This window comes from Nonomuraea sp. NPDC051298, from assembly GCF_055586305.1.
In genome coordinates this window covers 316267-337034 of record NZ_JBVJIM010000005.1, presented here as the reverse complement: position 1 = coordinate 337034, position 20768 = coordinate 316267, and the positions used below count along the sequence as shown (strand labels likewise).

The 20768-nt window shown below is 72.2% G+C and carries 22 protein-coding genes and 1 tRNA gene; 15 read left to right on the top strand and 8 right to left on the bottom strand.

Annotated elements, in window-relative coordinates:
* The first annotated feature begins 12 nt into the window (after positions 1-12).
* Complete coding sequence (locus tag ACZ6S0_RS18515; RefSeq protein ID WP_465918770.1) at positions 13-681, top strand: hypothetical protein; 669 nt, start codon at positions 13-15, stop codon at positions 679-681.
* Here ACZ6S0_RS18515 and ACZ6S0_RS18510 read toward each other — a convergent pair.
* Both ACZ6S0_RS18510 and ACZ6S0_RS18505 read right to left on the bottom strand, forming a co-directional pair.
* Positions 650-1189, bottom strand: coding sequence for a cysteine dioxygenase (locus ACZ6S0_RS18510; protein WP_465918768.1), 540 nt, complete (start codon positions 1187-1189; stop codon positions 650-652). The two genes, ACZ6S0_RS18515 and ACZ6S0_RS18510, sit on opposite strands and share 32 nt — an antisense overlap.
* Complete coding sequence (locus tag ACZ6S0_RS18505; RefSeq protein WP_465918764.1) at positions 1186-2046, bottom strand: amidohydrolase family protein; 861 nt, start codon at positions 2044-2046, stop codon at positions 1186-1188. Before ACZ6S0_RS18505 ends, ACZ6S0_RS18510 begins: the two co-directional genes overlap by 4 nt.
* Positions 2047-2263: 217 nt before the next feature.
* Between ACZ6S0_RS18505 and ACZ6S0_RS18500 the strand changes: the two genes are divergently transcribed.
* On the top strand, positions 2264-3250 hold the full coding sequence (locus ACZ6S0_RS18500) for a LacI family DNA-binding transcriptional regulator (protein ID WP_344881485.1): 987 nt from the start codon (positions 2264-2266) through the stop codon (positions 3248-3250).
* Between the two features lie 29 nt (positions 3251-3279).
* Here the strand turns inward: ACZ6S0_RS18500 and ACZ6S0_RS18495 are convergent, their stop codons facing one another.
* Both ACZ6S0_RS18495 and ACZ6S0_RS18490 read right to left on the bottom strand, forming a co-directional pair.
* A complete protein-coding gene (locus tag ACZ6S0_RS18495; RefSeq protein ID WP_465918763.1) occupies positions 3280-4614 on the bottom strand; it encodes an aromatic amino acid lyase in 1335 nt (444 codons plus the stop codon).
* Positions 4615-4620: 6 nt separating this feature from the next.
* Positions 4621-5001, bottom strand: coding sequence for a phage holin family protein (locus ACZ6S0_RS18490; protein ID WP_465918762.1), 381 nt, complete (start codon positions 4999-5001; stop codon positions 4621-4623).
* 132 nt (positions 5002-5133) lie between these two features.
* On the opposite strand from ACZ6S0_RS18490, the gene ACZ6S0_RS18485 reads away from it, so the two are divergent.
* Positions 5134-5409 carry a hypothetical protein gene (locus ACZ6S0_RS18485; protein WP_465918761.1) on the top strand — a complete coding sequence of 92 codons (276 nt, stop codon included), beginning with the start codon at positions 5134-5136 and terminating at the stop codon, positions 5407-5409.
* 93 nt (positions 5410-5502) lie between these two features.
* Here ACZ6S0_RS18485 and ACZ6S0_RS18480 read toward each other — a convergent pair whose 3' ends face one another.
* Together ACZ6S0_RS18480 and ACZ6S0_RS18475 are read right to left on the bottom strand one after the other, a co-directional pair.
* Positions 5503-6234: an FAD:protein FMN transferase gene (locus tag ACZ6S0_RS18480; RefSeq protein WP_465918760.1), complete on the bottom strand. Its 732-nt coding sequence runs from the start codon at positions 6232-6234 to the stop codon at positions 5503-5505.
* Between the two features lie 95 nt (positions 6235-6329).
* On the bottom strand, positions 6330-7115 hold the full coding sequence (locus ACZ6S0_RS18475) for a hypothetical protein (protein WP_465918758.1): 786 nt from the start codon (positions 7113-7115) through the stop codon (positions 6330-6332).
* A 51-nt stretch (positions 7116-7166) separates the two neighbouring features.
* Here ACZ6S0_RS18475 and ACZ6S0_RS18470 point away from each other — a divergent pair, with 51 nt between their 5' ends.
* The 3 genes from ACZ6S0_RS18470 to ACZ6S0_RS18460 all read left to right on the top strand — a co-directional run bounded on the left by ACZ6S0_RS18470 (position 7167) and on the right by ACZ6S0_RS18460 (position 8893).
* Complete coding sequence (locus ACZ6S0_RS18470; RefSeq protein WP_465918753.1) at positions 7167-7559, top strand: OsmC family protein; 393 nt, start codon at positions 7167-7169, stop codon at positions 7557-7559.
* A gap of 289 nt (positions 7560-7848) precedes the next feature.
* Entirely contained in the window at positions 7849-8775 is a 927-nt protein-coding gene (locus tag ACZ6S0_RS18465) for a nucleoside hydrolase (RefSeq protein ID WP_465918749.1), read from the top strand.
* A 44-nt stretch (positions 8776-8819) separates the two neighbouring features.
* Positions 8820-8893 (top strand) — tRNA-Lys (locus ACZ6S0_RS18460).
* A 72-nt stretch (positions 8894-8965) separates the two neighbouring features.
* On the opposite strand, the gene ACZ6S0_RS18455 is transcribed toward ACZ6S0_RS18460, so the two are convergent.
* Positions 8966-9382, bottom strand: a complete 417-nt coding sequence (locus ACZ6S0_RS18455; RefSeq protein WP_465918744.1) for a hypothetical protein — start codon at positions 9380-9382, stop codon at positions 8966-8968.
* A gap of 228 nt (positions 9383-9610) precedes the next feature.
* Entirely contained in the window at positions 9611-10900 is a 1290-nt protein-coding gene (locus ACZ6S0_RS18450; protein WP_465918741.1) for an MFS transporter, read from the bottom strand.
* 59 nt (positions 10901-10959) lie between these two features.
* Here ACZ6S0_RS18450 and ACZ6S0_RS18445 point away from each other — a divergent pair, with 59 nt between their 5' ends.
* The 9 genes from ACZ6S0_RS18445 to ACZ6S0_RS18405 all read left to right on the top strand — a co-directional run bounded on the left by ACZ6S0_RS18445 (position 10960) and on the right by ACZ6S0_RS18405 (position 20758).
* Complete coding sequence (locus ACZ6S0_RS18445) at positions 10960-11934, top strand: ArsR/SmtB family transcription factor (protein WP_465918738.1); 975 nt, start codon at positions 10960-10962, stop codon at positions 11932-11934.
* A 90-nt stretch (positions 11935-12024) separates the two neighbouring features.
* Positions 12025-12987, top strand: a complete 963-nt coding sequence (locus ACZ6S0_RS18440; protein WP_465918735.1) for a sugar-binding transcriptional regulator — start codon at positions 12025-12027, stop codon at positions 12985-12987.
* 148 nt (positions 12988-13135) lie between these two features.
* Entirely contained in the window at positions 13136-14191 is a 1056-nt protein-coding gene (locus ACZ6S0_RS18435; protein ID WP_465918731.1) for an ABC transporter substrate-binding protein, read from the top strand.
* On the top strand, positions 14191-14955 hold the full coding sequence (locus tag ACZ6S0_RS18430) for an ATP-binding cassette domain-containing protein (protein ID WP_465918727.1): 765 nt from the start codon (positions 14191-14193) through the stop codon (positions 14953-14955). Before ACZ6S0_RS18435 ends, ACZ6S0_RS18430 begins: the two co-directional genes overlap by 1 nt.
* Positions 14952-16184 (top strand): sugar ABC transporter permease, encoded by a 1233-nt coding sequence (locus ACZ6S0_RS18425; RefSeq protein ID WP_465918724.1) that lies wholly within the window; start codon positions 14952-14954, stop codon positions 16182-16184. The genes ACZ6S0_RS18430 and ACZ6S0_RS18425 overlap by 4 nt, the downstream gene beginning before the upstream one ends.
* Positions 16184-17659, top strand: coding sequence for an FGGY family carbohydrate kinase (locus ACZ6S0_RS18420; protein ID WP_465918721.1), 1476 nt, complete (start codon positions 16184-16186; stop codon positions 17657-17659). Before ACZ6S0_RS18425 ends, ACZ6S0_RS18420 begins: the two co-directional genes overlap by 1 nt.
* Complete coding sequence (locus ACZ6S0_RS18415) at positions 17656-19137, top strand: FGGY-family carbohydrate kinase (RefSeq protein WP_465918717.1); 1482 nt, start codon at positions 17656-17658, stop codon at positions 19135-19137. Before ACZ6S0_RS18420 ends, ACZ6S0_RS18415 begins: the two co-directional genes overlap by 4 nt.
* On the top strand, positions 19134-19757 hold the full coding sequence (locus ACZ6S0_RS18410; protein ID WP_465918714.1) for a histidine phosphatase family protein: 624 nt from the start codon (positions 19134-19136) through the stop codon (positions 19755-19757). The genes ACZ6S0_RS18415 and ACZ6S0_RS18410 overlap by 4 nt, the downstream gene beginning before the upstream one ends.
* Positions 19754-20758, top strand: a complete 1005-nt coding sequence (locus ACZ6S0_RS18405) for a 2-hydroxyacid dehydrogenase (RefSeq protein ID WP_465918710.1) — start codon at positions 19754-19756, stop codon at positions 20756-20758. Before ACZ6S0_RS18410 ends, ACZ6S0_RS18405 begins: the two co-directional genes overlap by 4 nt.
* Positions 20759-20768: the final 10 nt, after the last annotated feature.

Here is a 20768-nt window from a genome sequence, read left to right as displayed (position 1 = left end):
GGGGTCCCAGCGATGCTCACCGAGACGCTCCAGCGGCTCGCCGACGGGCGGAACGGGGTGCTCGGGGTGGAGCCCGGCCTCGTCATCGAGCCCGACGCGAGCTGGACCCCGGTCACCGAGCTGGTACGGGAGCCGTACGCGCCGCTGGGCCGGTTCATCGACGAGACCGCCGCGCGCTGGAACGCCCCCCGCCACGTCGGGGCCGCGCTGTTCTGGAAGACGTACGGATACTGGCACACCCTGCCGGTGGCGCTCGGCTGGGCGCTGGACGGGCGGGTGCCGATCATGCGCCTGGCCGACACGTACGTCAAGGAGTCGCCCGCCGGGGTGACGCTCGCCGCCACCCGCGTGAGCTGGGGCTCCGGCACGGGCGCGGTCTCCGAGGCGATCGAGGAGGGGCAGCGCCCGCTGGTCGAGGCCATCAACGCGCTGACCAAGGTGGGCGAGCGCACGCTGTGGGGCTCCACGGCGGAGGCGATCGCCCACCCGCTGACCTCGATCGTGCCCGGCGACTACCTGCGGCTGCTGCGCGAGCTGGGCCGGCCGCTCGACGGTCTGGTCGAACCGGCCGGCGACGCCTACTTCCGCAAGACCTGCTGCCTGTGGATCACACTGCCCGACGTCGAGCCCTGCGGAAGCTGCTGCGTGCTCAGGCCACCGAGCCGATCGGGTCGTCCATAGGCCGCAGCTCGTCGGCGTAGCTCACCGACACGCGGCGCATCACGCCGGTCCCGTCGATCGAGTACTGTCCCAGCCGCCACAGCGGCGGCGAGTAGGCGTGGATCGAGACGCTCCTGTCCACCGCGCCGGTGAGCCGGTGGATGTGGTCGGGCCCGAACGAGAACGACTGCCCCTCCGGCACCACCGTCTCCAGGTGCTCGCCCCCGATGCGCGGGTTGCACTCGCGCAGCGCCCCCTCCACCACGTGCACGGCACCCGAGGAGATGTCGTGGTCGTGCCAGCCCGTGTCGTCCTCGGGCCGCCAGCACAGCAGCCAGACGTCCACGTAGGCGTCGCGGTAGAGCGAGGCGTAGTGGCGGCCTCCGTCGGCCGGGAAGTCGACCTGGTCGCCCCACTCCTCCGGGTGTGCGGCCAGTTCGTTCACCAGGTCGCGCAGCTCGCGACGGTCGAGAGTGCGCTCAGGGAGCCGGGCACAGGTGCCCCCGTCCTGGATCTGGTTCGTGCTCACGTACGAGTCTCCTTTCTGCCGAGTAGACGACGGGGGTTGACGACCCTGATGGCGTGGCCGGCGGCCGTGCCCATGCCCGGGTCGGGTGCCGTGGCATAGGGCGCGTCGGAGCCGTTGACCACGACGTCGATGCCCAGCTCGCGGACGATCGCGTCGATCGCCCGCGGGCCGTAGGAGGAGGTCTCCACGAAGAAGTTCCTGTCGACCTGGCCGCGGCCGCCGCCGCCCCGGGTGATCAGGCGCTCGGAGTGCAGCGGCGCCAGCCCCGCGAGCAGCGCGAAGCAGACCCGCAGACGCGGGTGCCGCGGCCGGACGAAGGCGTGGAAGTAGTGCCAGGCGGCGTGCATCTGCTGCACGTACGGCACCAGCGCCGGCCACCACGCGGGCACGCCCGGCATGGGGGCGGCGGCCCCCGGGTGCACGAACAGCGGCAGGTCCCTGTCGGTCAGCACCTCCAGCAGCCCGTCCTCGGGGACGGCCGTGGCCGGGATCTGCAGGCCCGCGAACCCGCGGTCGAGGTCTTTCGCCAGCCGGTCGGGGTCGGGCTCGCTGTGGCAGGTGGACGCCCACGCCCCGAAGGGCTCGCCCAGTGACAGGGCTCCGTCGTGGTAGGCGTCCAGCAGCGGCCAGCACTCCTCGGGCGGCAGGAACTCGATGCCCAGCGGGCTCGACAACGACACCAGCGCCAGCTCCAGGCCGCTGGTGTCGCGCCGCTCGTGGTCGGCCGGATCGACCTCGTACGGCGGCTCTCCGTCGAGGACCAGCGTCCAGCCGTCGAGACGGGGCGAAGCCGTACGGGCGCGCAGGGCATCGATGAACGCGCTCGTCCACAGGTGCTGGTGCACGTCGATGCTCATGGGCCCTGGCCTCCTCCCGTTATTTCCTACTCACAATACATGTAAACGGCCCTGCGCTGTGACGCTTACCTTGTGAACCGTTTCAGTGATACGGTTCAGTGAACCGCTTCACATCCCTCTTTGTCAACGGGCTGCCCCGCGCTGGGGCACCAGGGGAAAGTCGACAAGCACCGGCGGGGAACCGGCTTCTGTCGGCCGCACGCAATAGGCTGGCGTAATGCCTCGCAAGAGAGCGACGATCCGTGAAGTCGCCCAGGCCACGGGCCTGTCACCGGCGGCCGTCTCCTACGCGCTGCGCGGTCTGCAGGTGTCCGAGGAGACCATGGAGCGCGTGCGCGCCGCCGCCGCCGAGCTGGGTTATGAGGCCGATCCCATCGCCAGGGCCCTGGCCAGCGGGCGCACCGGCATGATCGGCCTGCTGTGCGGCTCGCTGGAGGACCTCTGGCAGCAGTCACTCGCGGTGGGCATCAGCAGGGGCCTGCGGGAGAAGGATCGCTATGCCCTGATCCTCGACGCGTTCGGCGACCCGGCCAGGGAGCGCGCGCTGGCCCAGCAACTGCGCGACCAGCGCGTCGACGGGCTGATCGTGCAGCCCATCGACCCGGCGGCCGGGTTCTGGGCCGAGTTGTGCGAGTCGGTGCCGCTGGTCGCGATCGGCGACTCGGTCGCGGGCACGGCCAGCGAGGTCGTCTTCGACAACCGCACCGGGGTCACGCTGGCCCTCGAGCACCTGCGGGCGCTGGGGCACCGCCGCATCGCCGTCCTGACGCCCACCAGGGCCAGCACCCCCGACCGGCCCGCCGACAGGCACGTCACGGCCGAGGCCGACCGGCTGGGCCTCGACGTCGAGCTGACCACCGCGCCCCACGGCCTGGCCGGGGCCACCTCGGCCGCCCACGACCTGCTGACCGGCGACAAGCCCAGTGCGGTGTTCTGCTTCGCCGACTCGATCGCCTACGGCGTCTACGCGGCGGCGCAGGAGCTGGGCCTGTCGATCCCGGGCGACGTGTCGGTCATGGGCTACGACGACCACCCCATGTCGGGGCTGCTCACGCCGGGCCTCACCACGGTCGACTGGGACATCGACGGCATCGTGCGGGCGGCGGTGCGGCTCATGTCGGCCGCGGCCGACGGGGGCACCCGGCGCCGGGTCATGCAGAAGCCCACCCTCATGGAACGCGGCTCGGTCGCCCGCCTCTCCTGAAGCCGCCGCTCACGTCTTGACGCCGCCGGTCACGTCCGCGCGGCGGTTCCCGACACGGCGCGGCGCGACTCCTCCAGATCACCCGTGAGTGGCCGGTCGGGGCCCGACCCGTGCAGCGCGCGGACGGCCGCGGTGCGCTCGCAGGCCAGCACGATCTCCAGCGGCTCCAGGCAGCGCAGCGTGTGCCGGGCGGCCTGGGTGGCGAACGCGGCGTGGTCCTCCGCGCCCCGGGAGATCACCGCCGTGCCCGTCGTCACCGGGTTCGCGAGATGGCGCAGGTCGGCCAGGGCGTCCTGGGCCACGTACTCGAGGATGAGCACGCCGGACGCGCCTGGACGGTCGCCCAGGAAGGGCAGGTGGCCGGTGTAGGCGGGGTCCATGAGCGTGGCCAGGCGGGCCGTGCTGAGCTGCGCCGTCTGGACGAGCGCCGCCCGCAGCGCGTCGAGGGCCAGCGCCACGGCGGCCGCGTGGAAGTTGCCGTTGTGCCAGGCCAGGCCGCCGGCGATCAAGGGGTTCTCGGTGGCCGCGTTGAGGTCGGTCTCGATCGTGGTGACGGCCCGGCCGAGCGCGTCGACTGCGGCGCCGTGCACCTGGGGGAAGGCGCGGAAGCCGTACGGGTCCTGGACGCGGGCGGCCGGCTCGTGGGCCAGCCGCCCGCGCAGGCTCTCGGCCACGACCGCCTGGCCCGGATGGGGCCGCGCCTCCTGCACGAGGGCGGCCACCGGCTCGGCGGAGGCGTCCACGGCGGCGAACGACAGGGCGGCCACCTCGACGGCGGCGTCGAGGAGGTGACGCAGCCGGTGACAGGCGATGGCGGCGTCGGCGAGGGTCGCGGCCCCCGAGCTGATGAACGGCAGCGCGTCCGCCGAGACGAGCGCGTGGCGGGGCGGCCCCTCGCCCGGGGAACCGTCGTGGTGCCAGGGCAGCTCGCCCAGCAGGCACAGGGCGGTGATGGCCAGGGCGGTCAGGTCGCCGGTGCCGATGGCCCCGTACGTCCGCAGGGGCGGGGTGTAGTCGTGGTTGATCGCGTACGCCAGGACCGGGCAGACGGCCGGATCGACGCCGGAGCCGCCCGCGAGGAGCTGGTTGAGCCGGACCACGAGCATCGCCCTGGCACGGGCGGGCTCGACCGGCGGGCCGGCGCCGCACGCGTGGCTGCGCAGCAGGTCGAGGCCGCCGCCCTCCAGCAGGACGTCCCGGTTGGCGCCCACGCCGGTGCTCTTGCCGTAGACGGGGCCGGTGAGCCCTTGCGCGGTGGCCCACGCGGCCCGAGCCCGATCGAGCGAGGCGATCGTGACCCGGGCCCCGCCGTACCCGGCTTCGTGGACCTGCCCGCAGGTCAGCCGGGCGCCGTCGAGCTCCATGGAAGGTCAGTCGTTGTCGGGGATGAACAGGCCGAGCAGCCAGCTCACGAGGCTGATGATGATGGCGCCCCAGAACGCGGCCGGGTAGAAGTTGTCGACTTGGAAGGGGATGCTGAACTGGCCCGCTATCCAGCTCGTCAGCAGCAGCATTGCCGCGTTGATGACCAGGAGGAACAGGCCCAGGGTCAGCACGATGATCGCGCACCCGAGAGCCTTCACGATGGGCTTGACGATGGCGTTGACGACGCCGAAGATCAGGGCCACGAGCAGCAGGACGCCCCAGTACCTGGCCGTGTCGGTGGGCGCGTTGACGTCGATGCCGGGGATGAACTGGATGGCCACCCACAGGGCCACTGCCGCTGCGAGCGTTCTGATGATGAATCTCACGCTGATGGATCCTCCCACTTGAGATCGACTCTCGATAGAGGGCGCAGTCAGTACGATTTCCGCCGGTCACCGTCGGTAGTCGCCGGTTATGGTGGTCCAACGGGGGAAGAGGCGTGCAGGGGAGGGAGCGAGATGGACGCGAACGGGCTCGAATCGCTGCCGGCCGCGGAGTTGCACGACCGGGCGGTGCGCTACGCCGTACGCCACGGGGACCTGGGGTTCCTGTGGGAGCTGCTGAAGGTGATCCCGGCCGCCGAGGCGGCCAGCGGTCACCCGAACGAAACCGCCAACGACCTCAGCAAGGTCTCCGCGCTGCTCAGCGATGCCATCGCGGCCGGCGAAGGCAAACTGGGCGAGGCGCTACGCCCAATCTACCTCGAATATCTGCGCAAACATCCCGACGCCTAGCGGGCGCCACAAACCGCGCGACCGACAGGGGTCTCCCGGCCGAGAGCCGCCGACGCCCGGCGGGGGGCGCCGGGCGGGCGAAGGACAGGTGGGTCAGCCGGCGAGACGGGCCGCGGCGCCGCTGTGGTGGGCGAAGCCCGGCGTGCTGAACTCCTGCCCGTCGGGCAGGACGAACAGGGTCTCGTAGAGCCCCTCGCGGGACAGGTCGGTGGCGAAGCGGCGGGCGAGCAGCGGGCCCATGGCGTACGCGGCGGTGGCGTACGCGTCGGCCAGGCCGAGATCGGGCCCGACCACCGTGACGAAGCCCATCCCCTGCCGCACCTCCCCGGTGCGCGGATTGATCACCGGAGCGCTGCCCGAGGTGGCGATGCCCAGGTCGTGGGCGAAGACGACCTTGCGGACCACGTCGGTACGCGGGTCGCGGACGCCGATGCGCCACCGCTTGCCCGGCGCGGCCGAGCCGCGCACCCTGGTGTCGTCTCCCGCGGTGATGCGGTGGTCGACGGCCCCGGCGTTGCACAGGGCGCGCGAGAGCCGTTCGAGAGCCCAGCCCTTGATGTAGCCGGACGGGTCGATCCGGCCGTTGATGCGGGCCTCGAACCAGCCGTCGGTCATCTCGCTCAGTTCGTCGCAGCGGTGGAGGACCTCGATCAGCTCGGGGATCTGCCGGATCGTCTGGCCGCGGTTGAGCCGGCCGATCTGGCTCTCCTCCTTCGTCGGGCTGAAGGTGTCATCGACCCACCTCAGCCAGGCGAACGCGTCGTCCAGCAGGGGGGTCAGCTCGCGTGCCGGAAGGGCTGTGCGGATGTCCACACTGACGGGCATGCCCATGACCATCTCGACACGGGTGCTTCCGGGGAAAGTCGTCACCTTGCCTCCTAGTCCGCGGCCCAGGCTGCCAGACAGGGCGTACGGTGGGCCTAAACTTTCTCCCCCGATTTGAAATGAATCTGTGACCTCGGGACGGCAAGGCGTGACAACGCGCCCGCGACGTACCGCTTGAACGGCCGCGGCCCGGCCACCACGACCTCGCGCTCGGCGATGTCGGGGATCTCCCGGCTCAGCCCGGAGGCGCTCACCCGCTCCTTGACCCGCGGGTCGTGCTCGTCGCCCACGACGAGGATGAGACCGTAGCGCGCCTCGAGGTCGCGCAGCTCGTCGGTGGCGCGCTCGGCCCGGTAGACGGCCACGGTGTCGCGCTCGCCCGCCAGCCGCTCGCGCAGCGAGCCGGGGTCGAGCCCGGTCGCGATCAGCAGCGACGGCCTGACCGCGCCGGGGAGGCGGTGGTTCAGGACGGCCATCACCGCCGCCATCGTGTAGAGCAGGATCGAACCCACCCGGCTGAGGCTCGTGACGTGGGCCGTGGCGCCGAACGCGGCGCTGAACTGGTGCGCCACCAGCAGCGCCCCCGCCAGACAGCCGCCGAGCCGCAGACGCCGCCCGGTCGCCCGGGCCCGCAGACTGTCCGTCTCCCGGGCCCGCAGGCTGCCCGTCTCCCGGGCGCGCAAGCTGTCGGCCTCCCGGGCGCGCAGGCCCTCGGCGGCCCTGACGCCGAGGAGCCCGAGCGCCACGAGGAGCGCGGCGGCCGCAAAGGCCGTGGGCCCCCACGGGGAGCCGAAGACCGGCTGGATCGCGCCGCACTCGGCGACCGCGACCCCGCTCCAGAAGAGGGCCGGCCCCTGGTCGGCGTACGCCTCGCTAGCCATGGCCCCACTTTCCTGAACGAACATTAAAGCTTTCTGAGTAGGGTCTGAAACATGGCTAACGTGCGTGTCGAGCGGACTGATGAGGGCGGATTCCGGGCCACCAACGCCCGTGGCGCCGAGGTTCTGATCGGGAGCGGCGACCAGGAGGGGGTGTTCACTCCCGTCGAGTTGCTGCTGGCGGCCGTGGGCGGCTGCAACATCGTGACCGTCGAGCCGCTCACCGCCAAGCGGGGGCACCGGCTGGTGCGGCTGGCGATGACCGTTCAGGCGGAGAAGGTCGAGCAGAACAGGCTCGGGCCTGTGACGATCACGTATGAGGTGGAGGTGCCGTCCGAGGAGGCCGAGGAGGTGTTCAGGGCGGTCGCCGGGCGCGTGCACGACAAGTACTGCACGGTGGGTACGTCTCTCCAAGAAGGTACAGAGGTTCGGTTGAAGCTTCCGTAGGCGGATTAAACAGATATTCGACCCCGTTATGACGCGACCGTTGCATTCGTCTCGGTAGCGTTGTACCAGGTCAGGAGCCCTGGCGACTGGCCGACAGACCTTCACCGATGCGGACGCGGAGGGGGACCGCGGTTCGCAAAGTGCGGGACCGCCGGCGCTTTTTGGGGGAAAAGCGCCGGCCTGGACCGCAACCGATCGGGCCGGGCAGCTTTGGGGGAACTGCCCGGCCCGATCCATGTCCGGACACCGGTTGCCGCCTGCGGGCGGATCATGCGTATCCTCCGGTGACGTGAAGAAGGTTCTCATCGACTGCGATCCCGGCATCGACGACGCCCTCGCGCTCGCCCTGGCCGCCGGCTCCCCCGACGCACTCGACGTGGTGGGCGTCACCACGGTGGGCGGCAACGTCGACCTCCCGCTGACCACGGCCAACGCGCTCGCTCTGCGGGAGTTCCTGCGGATGGGCGACGTGCCGATGACGCCGGGCAGCGCGGGCGCGCTGCTGCGCCACACGGTCAGGGCCACGCAGGTGCACGGGACGACCGGGCTCGGCGACGTGGTGCTGCCCGCGCCGCGGCTGGGGCCGTCAGAAGGGCACGCGGTCGACTTCATCGTGGACACGCTGCGGGCCGCCCCCGGCGAGATCACGCTGGTGGCCGTGGGACCGCTGACGAACCTCGCCCTCGCCGTACGCCGTGAGCCGCGCGTCGTCGAGTGGGCCCGCGACCTGGTCATCATGGGCGGCTCGTACACGCGCGGCAACCGTACCCCGGCCGCCGAGTTCAACATGCTGGCCGACCCGGAGGCGGCCGCGATCGTCTTCGAGGCCGGGTGGACGGTCACCATGCTGGGCCTCGACGTGACGCTGTCGGCCCTGGTGACCACCGAGGTGCTGGACCGGATGCGGCCGCTGGGGCGGCTGGCGGACCTGCTGGTGCCGGCCGCGCAGTTCTACGGGGTGGTGACGGCCGAGGGCGGGCCGGCCATCCACGACGCGTGCGCGGTGGCGTACGTGCTCGACCCGGGCCTGTTCACCTGCGTCCCGGCCGTGGTGAACGTGGAGACGGCCGGGGAGTTCACCCGGGGCATGACCGTGACGGACTTCCGGGTCGGCGACCGGACGGCCAACGCGCTGGTGGCGACCTCCCTGAACGTGCCGGCGTTCTGGGATCTGGTGGTGGGGGCGTACGAGAGGCTGGCGGACCGGCTGGGCTGAGGCGGCTCGTGCACCGTACGGCGGCTGATACAGTTACACCTGTCGCGCCGCTAGCTCAGTTGGTTAGAGCAGCTGACTCTTAATCAGCGGGTCCGGGGTTCGAGTCCCTGGCGGCGCACCCAGCAAAAACCCCAGCTCAGTCCGATGAGCTGGGGTTTTTTGGTTGTCGCGTCCGCCGCAGGTTCGACACTCAATTGGCCTCCAGGTCTTCGTCCGGCGGAAAGACCACGTGCTCGGCATTTCTCCGGAGAAAACGCCACGCCTCGACGCGCCCCGATGTGGCGGGAAAGACCTGCACGGCAAATTCACGTTCCAGCTCGAGATGCAGGTCACCGAAAGGTGACACCCGCACCCCGATCACTACGGGCCGCCATTTCGTGAAGGCGGCGTCAACCCGAGCCGCCATCACGTCGTACATGGTCCTTCCGCCGTCAGCCGCAGCGGTGTCACGCTCTTCGCTCTTCGACCACGCGAGGTCGCCGGAACCCAGCACCACCCGGCTTTCATACGTGATGCGGAAGGAGCATTGAAGGTGGAGTGCGAAGGCGCTCCTCCAGTCGTCGCCCCGTTCGCCGGGCGGTGCTGGGTCGAAGTCGATGATTCCCATGTCGAGTGCCCGGCCGACACCGACGGCATGCTGTCCGAGGAGGGCGTGGAGTCTTGCCTCCATTCGGTGCTGGTCGAATTTCAGCGTGCTCCTCCGTACTCAGACCGTCTTACGACCTGGAAGTGGCGGCCGGGGCACCCGGCTTCATGGGCCTTGGGACATCACCAAGACTAGTGACTCTTGATCAGCGGGTCCGGGGCCCGAGTCCCTGGCGGCGCACCATCGCCACTACGAGACCGTCTGGCCTGTCGGCTGGGCGGTTTCGCCGTTCCCGGCGGCTCCTGGTCGCAGCACGCGGGCCAGGGCGAGGGCCACCAGCAGCCCCGCCGCCCCCGACAGCGCGATGGCCGTCCCCGGCGTGCTCACCTCGCCCAGTGCGCCCGCCAGCGCCGCGCCGGCCGCCTGTCCCGTCATCAGCCCCGCCGACTGCAGCCCGAACGCCTGCCCCAGCGCCTGCTCCGGCACCGCGTCCACGAACCGCCGCTGCAGCCCGAGCTGGTACGCCAGCCCCGCCGCCGCCACGGCCGCCAGCACGGACGCCGCCACGATCCCCGGCGTGAACGCGAACACCAGCCACGGCACCCCCAGCAGCACCGCCAGCGGCAGCGAGAGCCGCTCCCGCGTACGTGGCGCCGCGAACCGTCCCACGGCGAACTCCCCGATCGCCATCCCACCGGCGGCCGCCGCGAGCACCACCCCGGCCTCCCCCTGCCCGCCGAGGTACGGCACCACCATGGCCTCCGCCCCCGCCAGGCACATGGGCGGCAGCCACGCGGCCAGCAGCAGCCCGCGCACCCGCCCGTCGGCCAGCAGCCGCCGATTGACCCGCAACGTCTGCCGCACCGCCCCCCGCCCACCCAGGCCCCGCACCGCCCCCTGCCCGCCCAGGCCCCGCACCGGCCCCTGCCCGCCCAGGCCCTGCCCGCCCGCGCCCCTGGCCGCCCGGTACGGCAGCCCGAAGCGCAGCACCCCGGCCGCCACCACCGACACCCCCGCCGTGGCCGCCAGCGCCCCGGACGGCCCGGTGAAGGCCAGGAACGCCCCTCCTGCCGCCAGCCCCACGATCTGCGCGCCGGCCGAGGCCACGTTGAGCATCGAGCGCCCCAGCACGAACGCGTCCCCCGGCAGCACCTCGGGCAACATGGCCGCCCGCGCCGCCAGGAACACCGGCGAGAACAGCCCCGTGGCCAGCACCAGCGCCAGCATGGCCCACACCGGCAGCCCGGCGTAGGCCAGCAGCACGCAGGTGACGGCCCTGACCAGCTCCCCCGTCACCATCAGCGCCCGCGGCGACACCCGGTCGGCCAGCGAGAGCAGGAACAGCCCGCCCACGATGTACGGCAGCCACCCCGCCATGTACGCCGCGGCCGACAACCCGGGCGACCCGGTCCGCGCGTACACCAGCACGGACAGGGCCAGCATCTTGATCAAGTCCCCGCCGACCAGCAGCACGAAGCTGCCGAACAGCACGCGGAACTCCTTGACGGCGAACACCTCGCCGAACGTCGCGCCCTTCACGGTCTCGATGCTCGGGCCCACCGCTATGTCCAGGCGATTTCTTCGGATATAACCGAAAGATGCTGGTGACGATCGAGGTCGTCCCCCAGGATCTGATGGCGAGCAGGTTCGCGATCTCGCCGCTGATCGAGACCATGCACGCGCAGTGGGTGCTGGCGGGCCGCTACCGGGCGGGCCCGCACGGGCCGTGGGCGGCGCGGTGGCGGGAGACGTACAAGGCGCTGGTGGCCGGGCATCCCGTGCTGCGCGCCGCCGCGGCGATCAGCGGCAACAGGGGGAACGCGAACGTCGACTTCATCGCGCCCCCGCCCACGGCCGTGGACGTGCCGTTCGAGGCGGAGCTGGCGGCCCTGCGGGCCACGCCGCTGGAGCAGGCGCACGCGGAGATCCGGCGGGCGCTGGCCGGGCGCCCGCCGGTGGCCGGGTGGGTCCGGCGGCTGCTGCTGGGTCCCGAGGTGGTGACGCGGTTCGCGGACGGGTACGAGGCGCTGTGGCGCGAGATCCTCTCCCACGACTGGCCGCGCTTGCGTGCCGTCCTGCAACGGGACGTCGCGTATCGGGCCGGGCGGCTGGCCGCGTACGGCTGGCAGGCCGCGCTGGAGGACCTCAGCCCGCAGGTGCGCTGGCGCCCCAGCGGGCGGATCGAGGTCGAGCTGAGTTCTCCGAGCGCCCACCGGCTCGGCGGCAGGGGGCTGCTCTTCCTGCCTTCTGCCTTCATGAACGCCGTCGGCGCCTATCTGGCGGACGCGTGGCCGTACGCGCTGGTCTATCCGGCCAGAGGCGTCGCGGTCGCGCCGCCCGCGCGGGACCGGGACCTGGCGGCGCTGATCGGGCGCAGCCGCGCCCGCATCCTCGTCGAGCTGGCCGAGCCCGCCACCACGACGCAGCTCGCCGCGCTGCTCGGGTACAGCCTGGGCACCACGGGCGGCCACCTGGCGGCGCTGCGCGGGACGGGCCTGGTCACCGGCGCGCGTATCGGCCGTAACGTGCTGTACACCCGCACGCCGCTCGGTGACGCCTTGGTCAACGGCTAGCCTGTCCTCCGGGAAGCACAAAGCTATAGTAGTTGCGCATCAGTTCTGCAAATCTGTTCACGCATCCGCATCGCACCCAGGAGCGCGCGCATGAATGCCGCCGACGTCGCACCCGAGGCGCAGGCCAGGTTCCCCCATGAGCTGATGTACGCGGCCGCGCAGCAGTACTACCTGGACGAGGCCACCCAGGGCGACATCGCCAAGCGGCTCGGCGTCAGCAGGGCGACCGTGAGCCGGCTGCTCACCGAGGCCCGCAAGCAGGGCATCGTCGAGATCAAGGTGCACCGGCCCGCCATGCTGGCCGACGGCCCGCTGGCCGCCGAGGTCGCGCAGGCGCTCAACCTGCGGCGCGTCTACCTGGTGCCCAAGGTCAACGGCCCCTCGGTGGGCCCGTGGCTGGCCCCCGCCGTGGCCCGCGCGCTGTCCACGGTCGGCCTGGAGACGGGCGACGTCGTGCTGGTCTCCTCCGGCACCACCGTGTACGAGTGCGCCCGCGAGGGCCTCGGCCAGTACCCCGGCGTCACGATCGCCCCGGCCGTGGGCGGCCTGGAGGAGCCGCAGCCCTGGTTCCAGACCAACGAGACCACCCGCATCCTGGCCGAGCGCTCCGGCGGCGTGCCCGCCTACCTCTACGCGCCCGCGCTCCCCGGCCCCGAGCTGTTCTACTCGCTGCAGCACGAGCCCTCCGTACGCCGGGTCATGGACCTGTGGGCGCACGCCAAGTGCGCGATCGTGGGCGTCGGCTCGGCGCCGCTGATGCGGCAGATGGTGCCCTCGACCATGCCCCGCGACGCCGAGAGCCTGCGCCAGGCCGTGGGCGACGTGTGCATGCGCGTCTATGACCGCGACGGGTCGCCGGTCACGTATCCTGGCAGCGAGCGCTTGGTCGCCGCGCAGCCGGATGAGCTGCGTCGCATCCCGCACACGATCGCGGTCGCGGTCGGCGCGGAGAAGGTACTCTCAATCGTCGCCGGGGCACGGGGCGGGTACTTCAACCAGCTCGTCACCGACACGCCCACAGCAGAAGGTCTGGTGGCCGCAGCCCATAGCTGAACACTTTTGCTGGACAAAGTTTCAGATACCGCGCTAACGTGGCCGCACTACAGGGTGTGCGCTCGTGTGAGGGCGTCCCCGATTCGGGGGCAACGTGCGTTCGGAAACCCGGCGTGAGTGAGGAAGAAAACCCGTGAACAGAGCTAATATGCGAACCTCGGCCTTCGCCGCAGTGGCACTGCTCGCCGGCTCGGTGCTGGTCGCGTGCGGCTCCGGCGCCTCCGGAGACGGTGGTGACCTGCAGAACGCCAAGGTCGCCTTCCTCATGCCCGACCTCGCCTCCACCCGCTACGAGCTGCAGGACAAGCCGCTGTTCGAGGCCAGGATGAAGCAGCTCTGCCAGAGCTGCCAGGTCATCTACCAGAACGCCGACTCCGACGCCGCCAAGCAGCAGCAGCAGGCCAACTCCGCGCTCGCCCAGGGCGTCAAGGCCATCGTGCTCGACCCGGTCGACTCCGCCGCCGCGGCCACCATCGTCAAGTCCGCCCAGGCCCAACAGGTGCCGATCATCGCCTACGACCGGCCCATTCCGGCCACCCCCGCCGACTACTACGTCTCGTTCGACAACGAGAAGATCGGCGCGATGATCGCCCAGTCCCTGGTCGACCACCTCAAGGCCGAGCAGGCGGAGGGCGGCATCCTCCAGGTCAACGGCTCGCCGACGGACGCGGCGGCCGGACTGATCAAGAAGGGCATCCACAGCGCGGTGGACTCGAGCGGGTTCGAGCTGCTGGCCGAGTACGACACCCCCGGCTGGCAGCCCGAACTGGCGCAGTCGTGGGTCAGCGGCCAGATCACCCAGTTCAAGGACAAGATCGTCGGCGTGGTCGCGGCCAACGACGGCACCGGCGGCGGCTCGATCTCCGCGTTCAAGGCCGCGGGCGTGAAGGTGCCGCCGATCACCGGCAACGACGCCGAGACCGCCGCCGCCCAGCGCATCATCGCGGGCGACCAGTTCAACACGATCTCCAAACCCATCAAGATCGTGGCCGAGGCGTCGGCGAACGTGGCGTGGGAGTTCATGCAGGGCAAGAAGCCCGGGGGCAAGGCCACGCTGTACAACACGCCGTCCGAGCTGTTCGTGCCCACGGTCGTGACCAAGGACAACATCAAACAGGTGCTCTTCGACAGCGGCATCATGAAGGCCGCCGACGTCTGCACCGGCGAGTACGCCAAGGGCTGCGGCGAGCTCGGTATCAAGTAATGAGCGTCCTGTCCCTGCGCGGAATCAGCAAGACCTTCGGCGCGGTGGCCGCACTCACCGACATCGAACTCGACGTGGACGCCGGCCAGGTCGTGGCCATCGTGGGAGACAACGGCGCGGGCAAGTCCACCCTGGTGAAGATCCTCTCCGGGGTGCACGCGCCGGACTCGGGCACGATCACGTTCGAGGGCCGCGAGGTCGAGATCCCGGCCCCCGCCGCCGCCCACAAGCTCGGCATCGCCACCGTCTTCCAGGACCTGGCGCTCTGCGAGAACCTCAACGTCATCCAGAACCTCTTCCTCGGCCACGAGCTGCGCCCGCTGCGGCTCAACGAGGTGGCCATGGAGACCCGGTCGTGGGAGCTGCTCCGCCAGCTCTCCGCCAAGATCCCCAGCGTACGGGTGCCGGTCGCGGCGCTGTCGGGCGGCCAGCGGCAGACCGTGGCCATCGCCAGGTCGCTGCTCGGCGACCCCAAGATCATCATCCTGGACGAGCCCACCGCCGCCCTCGGCGTGGCCCAGACCGCCGAGGTGCTCAACCTCGTCGAACGGCTGCGCGAGAACGGCCTGGGCGTCATCATGATCAGCCACAACATGGCCGACGTGAAGGCCGTCGCCGACAAGGTGGCGGTGCTGCGGCTCGGCCGTAACAACGGGGTGTTCGACGTGGACCAGGTCTCCACCGAGGACATCGTCGCCGCCATCACCGGCGCCACCGACAACGTGGTCTCCCGGCGGGCGGCGCAGAAGGGACAGCCCGCGTGAGCACATTGACGAGCGACCGCCAGGACGAGCGGCTCCAGAACCGCGAGGGCCTGCGCGGCGCGCTCGCCGACGTGGTCGACCGGGCCCGCGGCGGCGACCTGGGCGTCATCCCCGTCGTCGTGGGGCTCGTGGTCATCTGGTCGGTGTTCCAGATCCTCAACCCGATCTTCCTGTCCAGCGCGAACCTGGTGAACCTCACGCTGGAGTCCGCCGCCGTCGGCATCATCGCGCTCGGCATCGTGTGCGTGCTGCTGGTGGGGCAGATCGACCTGTCCGTCGGCTCGGTGAGCGGGCTGTCGGGGGCGGTGCTGGCCGTGCTGTTCGTGAGCGAGGGGCTGCCGGTCTGGCTGGCCGTCGGCGCCGCGGTGATCATGGGTGCGGTCATCGGCTGGCTGTACGGGCAGCTCTTCAACCGGTTCGGGGTGCCGAGCTTCGTCATCACCCTGGCCGGGCTGCTGGCCTTCCTCGGGCTCCAGCTCTACGTGCTGGGCACCAAGGGGTCGATCAACCTGCCGTTCGACTCGGGGCTGGTGAACTTCGCGCAGCTCGACTTCGTACCGGCGTGGTTGTCCTACACGTTCGCGGTCGTCGCCGCCGTGTGGCTGTTCGTCAGCGGCTACCTGTACGCACAGGAGCGGCGCAAGGCAGGGCTGTCGGCCAGGAGCGTCTCCACCCTGGTGGTCAGGAGCGTGGCGCTGCTGGCGGTGCTGGCGTTCGTGGTGTGGTACCTGGGGCAGACCCGGGGCGTGGGCTGGATGTTCGTCTTCTTCGTGGCGCTGGTGCTGATCATGCACTACCTGCTGTCGCGGACGAAGTGGGGCCGGGCCGTCTACGCCGTGGGCGGCAACGTGGAGGCCGCGCGCCGGGCGGGCATCAACGTCCGGGCGATCTACACCTCCGTGTTCGTGCTCTGCTCCAGTCTGGCCGCGGTCGGCGGCATCCTGGCCGCGGCCCGGCTGGCGGCGGCCAACCAGAGCAGCGGCTCGGGCGACGTCAACCTCAACGCGATCGCGGCGGCCGTGATCGGCGGAACGAGCCTGTTCGGCGGGCGCGGCACCGCCTTCGGCGCGCTGCTCGGCATCATCGTGATCCAGTCGATCTCCAGCGGGCTGACCCTGCTCAACCTGGACTCCTCGATCCGGTTCGTGGTCACGGGAGCGGTGCTGCTGCTCGCCGTGATCGTCGACTCCGTGTCGCGCCGGTCGCGGACCTCATCAGGAAGGGCCTGATGGCGATCATCTGCGTGGACGCGGGGACCACGGTCATCAAGGCGGTCGGTTACGACGCCACGGGCGCGGAGGCGGCCGTGGCGCGCCGGGCGACCGTCGTGTCCAGGCCCGCGCCCGGCCACGCCGAGCAGGACATGGGCGCCGTCTGGGACGCGGTGGCCGCCACGGTGCGCGAGGTCGCGGCCCAGGTGGGCGGCGCCGAGTTCGTGGCCGTCACGGCCCAGGGCGACGGCTGCTGGCTGGTGGACGCCGACGGCGGGCCGACCGGCCCGGCGATCCTGTGGAACGACGCCAGGGCCGCCTCGATCGTGGACGACTGGACCCGCGAAGGGCTGCCCGCGGCGGCCTTCCGGCTCAACGGCTCCTCGGCGGCCTCCGGGCTGCCGCACGCCATCCTGACCTGGCTGCGCGCCAACGACCCCGCCCGGCTCGAACGGTCGCACGCCATGCTGACCTGCGGCGGCTGGATCTTCGCCCGGATGACCGGAGAGCTGGTCGCCGACGAGTCCGACGCCTCGGCGCCGTTCATGGACCTGCGGACGCGGGCGTACTCGGCGGAACTGCTCGCCCTGTTCGGCCTGGAGGACACCGGGCGGCTGCTCCCGCCGATCCGCCCGTGCCCGGTCGCCGCGCTGACTCCGCAGGCCGCCACCGCGCTGGGCCTGGCGGCCGGGACGCCGGTGGTGATGGCCCCGTACGACATCGCGGCGACGGCGCTGGGCGCGGGCGCGGTGGCGCCGGGGCAGGCGTGCGCCATCCTCGGCACCACGCTCTGCACCGAGGTCCTCGTCGAGTCCCCCGGCCTGGACGGCGAGCCGACCGGCATCACGATCGCGCTGCCCGGCGGCTACCTGCGGGCCTTCCCCACGTTCGCGGGCACCGAGGTGGTGCAGTGGACGTGCCGGCTGCTGGGGCTGTCCTCCCCCGCCGAGCTGGGCGAGCTGGCCCTGCTGAGCAGGCCGGGGGCGGGCGGGCTGGCGTTCCTGCCGTACCTGTCGCCGGCCGGTGAGCGGGCGCCGTTCTCCGACCCCCTGGCGCGCGGGGCGCTGCTGGGCATGTCGTTCGAGCACGGCCGCGAACAGGTCGCCAGGGCGGTGCTGGAAGGGCTCACCATGGTCATCCGCGACTGCCTGGTGGCCACCGGCGCGACGCCGACCGAGCTGCGGGTGTCCGGGGGCGGCTCGGCCAACGACGCCTGGCTCGGGCTGATCACCGACGTCACCGGCCTGCCCGTACGCCGCTCCGCCGACTCCGAGGTGGGGGCGCGGGGGGCGTACCTGGTGGGGCTGGCCGCCACGGGGGCCGCGCCGTCCGTCGCCGCGGCGGCGGCCGAGCACGTACGCCTGCGCGACGCGGTCGAGCCCGACCCGGCCCGCCGGGCCTTCTACGACCGTCTCTTCACCGACTTCCTGACCCTGCGCGGCGGCACCGCGGTCACGTGGCCGCTGCTGGGCGACCTGAGGGGCCGTACATGAGCGTGTGGATCGGCATCGACCTCGGGACGCAGAGCGTACGCGCGCTGGCCGTCGCGGGGGACGGCAGGGTGCTCGGCTCCGGGAGCCGACCCCTGACCAGCCACCGCGACGGCCCCCGCCACGAGCAGGACCCCGAGCAGTGGTGGCGCGAGCTGGCCGCCGCGACCCGCGAGGCGCTGCGCGACCTGCCCCCGGGCGAACGGGTCGAGGGCGTGGCGGTGGACGCCACCAGTGGAACGATCCTGCTGACCGACTCCCGGGGCAACCCGCTGACCCCCGCCCTCATGTACGACGACCGCCGCGCGGACGCCGAGCGGGTCAACGAGGTGGGCGCGGCCGTGTGGGAGCGGCTCGGCTACCGCCGCATGCAGCCCAACTGGGCGCTGCCCAAGCTGCTGTGGCTGCTGCGCGACGCCCCGCAGGACGCCCGCGCGGCCCACCAGAGCGACTTCGTCAACCGGCGGCTGACCGGGCACGAGGTGGCCACCGACCTGAGCAACGCGCTCAAGACCGGCGTCGACCTGATCGAGGAGCGCTGGCCGCTGGAGGTGTTCGACGCGCTGGGCGTGCCCGCGCGGATCCTGCCCGAGGTCGTACGCCCCGGCACCCGGCTGGGCACGGTGTGCGCGGCGGCGGCCGAGGAGACCGGCCTGCCCGCGGGGACCCCGGTGATCGCGGGCACCACGGACGGCTGCGCGGCCCAGCTCGGCGCGGGCGCGCAGCAGGTGGGGAGCTGGAACTCGGTGCTCGGCACGACGCTGGTGCTGAAGGGCGTCACGAAGGAGCTGATCCACGACCCCCTCGGCGTGGTCTACTCCCACCGTGCCCCCGACGGCTCCTGGCTGCCGGGCGGCGCGTCCAGCACGGGCGCCGGCGTGCTGTCCCGCGACCTGCCGGGCCGCGACCTCGACGCGCTGAGCGAGCAGGCCGCCGCCCGCGCGTCCAGTGAGCGGGCCGCCGCCCGCGCGCTGAGTGAGCGGGCCGCCGCCCGCCAGGGCCCTGCGCCCGCCGTCACCTACCCGCTGGTGTCGCGCGGCGAGCGGTTCCCCTTCGCCGCCCCCGCCGCCGAGTCCTTCACGCTCGGCGACCCGGCCGACGACGTCGAGCGGTACGCCGCCATCCTGCTCGGCGCGGCCTTCGTCGAACGCCTGTGCTTCGACTACCTCGACCTGCTCGGCGCCCCCGTGGACGGGGAGGTCATCCTGACCGGCGGGGCGACCAGGAGCGCGTACTGGACCGGGCTCAGGGCCGACGTGCTGCGGCGGCCCGTGACGCTGCGGGAGAACGCCGAGCCCGCCCTGGGCATGGCCGTCCTGGCGGGTGGCGACCCGGCCCGGATGATCAGGACCCGCGCGGTGGTGCAACCGTCGGGGGCCGACCTGCGGGAGCCGTACCTGCGTTTCGTCGCCGAGTTGGAGGAACGCGGCTGGCTCGACGCGCGAGCCGCCGCCCACGCCCGCGAGAGGACCGCCCGATGACCGACCTGGTGCTCGTCCGCCACGGCGAGACCGTCTGGCACGCCGAGAACCGCTACGCAGGGACCAGCGACGTGGCGCTGACCCCGCGCGGTCACGAGCAGGCCGACCGGCTCGCCGGCTGGGCCGCGAGGGCGGACCTCACCGCCGTGTGGGCCTCCACGCTCAGCCGCGCCCGGATCACCGCCGAGGCCGCCGCCGCCAGGGCCGGCCTGCCGGTGGGGACCGACGCCCGGCTGCGCGAGCTGAACTTCGGCGAGGGCGAGGGCCTCACCGCCGCCGAGATGACGGCCCGCTTCCCCGAGGCCCGCGCGGCGTTCGAGGCCGACCCCGTCGCCCACCCGCTGCCGGGCGGCGAGGACCCGCACCTGGCCGCCGAACGGTTCGTGGCCGCGCTGCACGGCATCGCCGCCGCGCACCCCGCGGGACGCGTGCTGGTGGTCGCCCACACCACCGCCATCAGGCTGGCCCTGTGCCGGCTCATCGGGGTGCCGCTCGGCCGGTACCGGCGGTTGTTCCCGCGCCTGGACAACTGCGCGCTGACCGAGCTGCGCCTGACGGGGCCCGATCTCGCGCAGGTGGCGATCTTGCAGTACAACTCCCCGATTGGAGCCGTTCGTTGACCATCCGAGTCCTGGCCGCAGGTGACCACTTCGTCCTGAACCGCCTGCTGATCGACGCCCTCAGGCGCGAGGTCCCCGGAGAGGTGGACATCCGTGAGCTGACGCTGCCGTGGCCGGTCGTGCCGTTCGGCCGGGTGGGCGAGGTGGACGAGGCTTCCGACGTGGAGGACGAGCTGATCGAGGCGCTGCGCGGCGTCGAAGTCTGCGTGACCCAGATGGCGCCCCTGACCAAGCGCGTCCTGGACGCCTCGCCCGACCTGCGGCTGTTCTGCGTGAGCCGGGGCGGGCCGGTCAACGCCAACCTGGAGGCCGCCGCGCAGGCCGGGGTGGCGGTGACGTTCGCGCCGGGTCGCAACGCGGTGGCCACCGCCGAGCACACGCTCGCCATGCTGCTGGCCGCCACCCGCCGCGTCCCCCAGACCCACGCCGACCTGGCCGGGGGCGTGTGGCGGGGCGACTACTACAAGTACGACAACGTCGGCCCCGAACTGGAGGGCAACACGGTCGGCCTGGTCGGCTACGGCGCCATCGGCCGCCGGGTGGCCCGCATGCTGGCCGGGTTCGGCGCGGACGTCCTGATCCACGACCCGTACGTGGCCGCGCCCAACAGCGTCGAGCTGCCCGAGCTGCTCGAACGCTCCAAGTTCGTGTCCCTGCACGCGCGGGCCACCCCGGAGACCGCCGGGATGATCGGCGGCGCCCAGATCGCCGCCATGCCCAGGGGCTCGGTCCTGGTCAACTGCGCCAGGGGCGCGCTGCTCGACTACGACGCCCTGTGCGACGCGCTGGAGTCGGGCCAGTTGTTCGGCGCCGCGATGGACGTCTTCCCCGAGGAGCCCATCCCGCCGGGCTCCCGCCTGCTCACGACGCCGAACCTGGTCATGACCCCCCACCTGGCCGGGGCCAGCAAGGAGACCGCGCAGAAGGCGGCCTCGATCGTGGCCGCCGACGTGGCCCGCTACGTGCGCGGCGAGCCCCTCGCCCACGCCGCCACTCCCTGACCTGCCCCGG